At 56.0% G+C, this 4,176-nt stretch carries 5 protein-coding genes; 1 reads left to right on the plus strand and 4 read right to left on the minus strand.

The window, feature by feature from the left end; translation table 11 throughout:
* Positions 1-670 precede the first annotated feature (670 nt).
* The 4 genes from IVB50_RS26020 to IVB50_RS26035 all read right to left on the minus strand — a co-directional run bounded on the left by IVB50_RS26020 (position 671) and on the right by IVB50_RS26035 (position 3,169).
* Positions 671-1,000, minus strand: coding sequence for a hypothetical protein (locus tag IVB50_RS26020; protein WP_247297733.1), 330 nt, complete (start codon positions 998-1,000; stop codon positions 671-673).
* A 377-nt stretch (positions 1,001-1,377) separates the two neighbouring features.
* Positions 1,378-2,001 (minus strand): hypothetical protein, encoded by a 624-nt coding sequence (locus tag IVB50_RS26025; protein WP_247297734.1) that lies wholly within the window; start codon positions 1,999-2,001, stop codon positions 1,378-1,380.
* 43 nt (positions 2,002-2,044) lie between these two features.
* On the minus strand, positions 2,045-2,353 hold the full coding sequence (locus IVB50_RS26030) for a putative addiction module antidote protein (protein WP_247297736.1): 309 nt from the start codon (positions 2,351-2,353) through the stop codon (positions 2,045-2,047).
* Positions 2,354-2,419: 66 nt separating this feature from the next.
* Complete coding sequence (locus tag IVB50_RS26035) at positions 2,420-3,169, minus strand: outer membrane beta-barrel protein (RefSeq protein WP_247297738.1); 750 nt, start codon at positions 3,167-3,169, stop codon at positions 2,420-2,422.
* 555 nt (positions 3,170-3,724) lie between these two features.
* Between IVB50_RS26035 and IVB50_RS26040 the strand changes: the two genes are divergently transcribed.
* Positions 3,725-3,907: a hypothetical protein gene (locus IVB50_RS26040; RefSeq protein ID WP_247297740.1), complete on the plus strand. Its 183-nt coding sequence runs from the start codon at positions 3,725-3,727 to the stop codon at positions 3,905-3,907.
* Positions 3,908-4,176 lie beyond the last annotated feature (269 nt).

Consider the following 4,176-nt stretch of genomic DNA (forward strand, 5'->3'; position numbering starts at 1 on the left):
CATCGACGGCCATCCCCATAGCCGCATCGAAGACCTCATGCCGTGGCGATTCCGCAAAACGTCAAGCCAGCCTCAATAGGGTTGCGGCTAAGCGCTTACAGTAGTCCGGCCTAAGGAGCTTCTCAAGCGTCTCGATAAATTGCACGGCAAGACTGCTCGCCATCAGGTGTACGTTTGGATTACCGACGATCGCCGGGCTTGGCTCACGCGAGGCTTGAGTATGGCGGAAACGAAAGCAATCGGTGAGGGAATGTTCGGGCACCGGGATCGCGACGTTTCCCGCTTCTTGAACAACTGGTCGCCAATCCACCGTTTGTAGGTATCGGCCCATCGAAAGGAGCGTCTAATCGTCAATTCAGGTATCTTCAGCGAGCAATTGGCTAATTCATTAAACCTCGACGGCCTCGGCAGAACTCAACCAACCAAGCTGGTGTCCCATTGAGGTCATCTAGAAGATCGGACCAAGTCAGCCGCATGAAGTTAGCAATTGGACCCGCCTTTATGGCATCGGCAAAACCATCTAAAAGCACCCTTTCAGGTGCGGAAAACAAGGCGCCGGGTGCTAAGTTCACCAAGGTCCTAGGCCGGGCGCCACCAAGCTGATTAAGCAAGCACCAATTCCGGGCAAGTTAATAACGTCCGGAACGCCTAACTCCGTCGAAATCCCAGCTTAAGCAGCCTTTTCAAAATTCACCCAGCCCAAGTAGTTGGCAGGCTTAGTGTCGTTTGCAGCCAGATATTTCGCCTCGATAAAAATCAGTCCACCATCTTCGAGATCAACAACTACGTCAGGCTCAGAGAATGAGGTTTCACGTTCGTTGAAGTGCCTGCAGATCGTCTGCAGTTCTTCCTTGATCAAATTCCCTCGCTCGGGATCATTTATCGGGACGCCCCACAATAGGACCGTGGGGCTTTTGCTTCCGACTTCTGGTGCAACCAGACCCACACGCATTAGAGCGGGCAGGAGCTTTCGCGAGGGCGTCAGATAAGCAAACACCACCCAGGTGATCGCATCCTCTGAAGTCGAAAAACCGAACCTAGCTTCTTTGTTTGCCGGTTCCGCTGGTTAAGAGCGCCTCTCAACGCGGTTTTTGCGCCATCGCGAATTTCCGTCGGGATATTGTCGAGCGGCTCCCGAAAAATCCACGTCTGCGCTCCAGCCGTCTTGGCATTTGAGGCACCCACGCCGCAAGGCTCGCACCGACGGATGCAATGTTCGTATCGCCGGGCAACAGGTATTTTGCTAAAACTCCCGGATGGCGCGATCAGATTGTCGCAACGAAGGCAGGAGAGACTGGGCAACGTCGTTTGCATCTGGCACCTCCAAATCCGGGCAAACCGAGCCTAAAGACAAATCAAAAAATCGCCGTTCGAAGCTCAAGCAACACCGCACGATTTAGTGCGGTGACAAACGTTGGACGCCGAAGAGCGAGAAGGATTGCCCATTACCTTTCTTGGTGTTTCCAGCCAAATCCAATCCTTCATTGCCTCAAGTTCGAGCCGAAGAGAGGGTCTAAGTCTTACTCGCTGACCGCGGCCAAGCTCCTTCACCGCATTAGCGACCGCTGGAAACCTCGCCTTGTAAATGTCGCTACCCGACTTCCCAAAGTATCGGAAATCGGCGCTCAAAAGCACGTTTGCCCGTGAGTATTGGGGGAAATCGCCTAGATCATGTCGAAGGTCTGTCGGCTTGTCGTGGTGTTTGGCGCTCTTTCGACGCTGATATCGACCGCCTCTAAATGTGTAAATGCAATCCTCTCGATTGGCATAGCGCTGATCTTTGAAATACCGCCCGTTATGAAGGGCGTGGGTGACGCGAGCCGCGTAGATTAACCGGTTGTCCTTATGAAGCGAATTTGCAGCAAAACCGAAGATCAAATCCCCCTCCCTTGCAGTCTTGCGGATCATAGGCTTGCAGATTGCTAAAGAAAGAAGTCCTGCTCTAATGCACGGGGCCGCGCCATTGTCCACCGTCAGTTTGTAAAAATAAATTCTCGACATCCTAGCGATCGTGCTTCTCGCTAGCTCGCCCCCTAAGTGTTGACTACGTCTTCGTTGCGCGAGCCGTGGCAGCCGTGGATCGCTCGCCCTTGGGAGTTACTTTGAGCTGCAAGCCCATGGCCGTGAGCACAGCAAGGACCGTGGAAAAATTCGGAAGCTGTGTGTTGGTTTTGAAAGCTCGATAAATACTCTGCCGGCCTAAACCCGTCTGTCTTGCCATCTCGGCAATGTTGAAGTTGGCAAGTCCCTCCCCAATGGCCATACAAATGGTATTGGGTTCAGCCGAAGCAAATGCGCTGTTTAGCTCGTCGGCTAATTTCGAAGGGGCGACCGGTCGGGACGTTTTGGTCATTTGAATCTCCCCAAAAAAGAAAGGCCGGCTCAAAGAGCCGGCCCTTGTTGTTTCCAGTGGTACTGCTCAGTACCGGCCGATGCTGGGGCCGCCGAACTTGTAGTTCACGCGAACCGTGACGAGATCGACGTCCTGACGAATGCGATCCGCACCGAATGCTACGCCACCGGGACCGGTGAATGCGAGCGTACGATCCTGCATGAACAAATGATCGTATTCGACACCAGCCGACCAGCCGGGGGCAAAGCCGTATTCCAGGCCTACCCCGACGGTGCCGCCCCAACGGGTGTCATCGCCGGTGGTGGCAAGCACAGCGCCAGTCGCAGTCGAATAGATCCGGTTGCGATTGTCAGTTACGGCAGCACCGCCCTTGACGTAGAACAGGACGTTGTTGGTGGCCCAGCCGAGCTGACCCGTGAACAGACCGAACGCATTGATCCGTGAATCGTTGCGGAAGCCCGGTCCGAACAGGGTGCTCAGGTTGCTGCCTCGCAAGTCGGCCCAGTCACCCTGCGCTTCGAGGCCGAACACCCAGGTGCCAGTCTGCCAGCGATAACCAACCTGACCACCCGCAACCCCGCCGGTTGCATCGTGCGAACCTTCGGGACCCACCAGGAAGGGGGCAACCGAATCCCAGCTGTTGCGGCTTGAGCCCCAACCGCCGTTGGCGCCGATGTAGAAGCCGCTCCAGTCATAAATCGCGGCGACCATCGGAGGCGCCTTGGTGTAGGGACGCGCTGCCATATCCGCCGCGCTGGCCGGAGCCGATAGGCCCAGAGCCAGTGTTCCGGCTGCAACCGCAATAAGTTTCTTCATTCGAGTCTCCCCAGAGATAATCAGTTTTAAGAGTCGCTAGTTCGCCCACCTGCCTTGCAATAGTACTCGATCGTGAGTGCTTTGCTGTAGCTGGCCTGCCACACTCGCTATCGAAGGCAGGCCGGACCGGAAGTCTTTATAACCGTTAACTAATTGGGAACTCTATGCACGATAGCGTTCACACAATGAGGCGGCGTTGTTGGCGGCTACTGCCGGAGAAGCTCTGTAGTTACGGCCTCTCGAAAAGCCCCGCCGACCTTGTCAGCCAGCGGGTTCTCTATGTCTTGTGTGTCTCGGTCCTCGTCACCAATCCGCGATGGCTAATCGTGTTGCGATAACTTCTTAGCCATGGCGGTGCATCCCCTCGCCTCAGTTGAACGGATCCTGGATTGATGGCGCCGACTGCCTGATGCGGCGTACGTTCACCGGCGTGCCGTCGGAGACGAACAGCAGCTCATATCGGCGGCCCTCCCCGTCGGTTGGAGAACATGCGCGCAAGGATGCGCGCTACACACTTTGTGCTAAACGGCTGCCTCAACATTGAAGGAGCGCAGAGTGGCCAAGAAGGCAAAGAAAGCCGTTCGACGTGAGTGGACGAAGGAAGACATCAAAGAATTGAAGGCGCACTCCAAGGCGCGGACGCCAGTGATCAAAATCGCGAAGATGACCAAGCGAACCGAGGGCGCGCTACGTCAGAAGGCCATCGTTTTGGGAATCGGCCTGGGCCATCAGCGGTAATCCCGAAGCCGGCAACTGGGTCACCTACACCTACGGCGGCGGCCTAGTTTGATAGAAGCTAAACGTCCCGACCTTGACCGCAAACGGCGCAACTGGGCGTGCGCTAATCGGTTTCGGAGGACGCCTAATTCCAAGCGGAAGTCGCGATTGCGTAGTTGAACTTCCGAGTCTGTGAAGGGTTTCGGATGCCGGCCCCATGACGGTGTTGCCGCGCACACGGGGGCCGGCGTCCGAAAGCCTCCAAAGGAGGAAACCGCGCTGGGGGGACG

Origin of the sequence: Bradyrhizobium sp. 87 (genome assembly GCF_023073015.1) — a bacterium.
GTDB lineage: Bacteria > Pseudomonadota > Alphaproteobacteria > Rhizobiales > Xanthobacteraceae > Bradyrhizobium > Bradyrhizobium canariense_D.

Excerpts from the sequence above, each read along its gene's own strand:
- IVB50_RS26025 (WP_247297734.1), bottom strand. The coding sequence starts at position 2,001 with ATGTCGAGAATTTATTTTTACAAACTGACGGTGGACAATGGCGCGGCC.
- IVB50_RS26035 (WP_247297738.1), bottom strand. The coding sequence starts at position 3,169 with ATGAAGAAACTTATTGCGGTTGCAGCCGGAACACTGGCTCTGGGCCTA.
- IVB50_RS26030 (WP_247297736.1), bottom strand. The coding sequence starts at position 2,353 with ATGACCAAAACGTCCCGACCGGTCGCCCCTTCGAAATTAGCCGACGAG.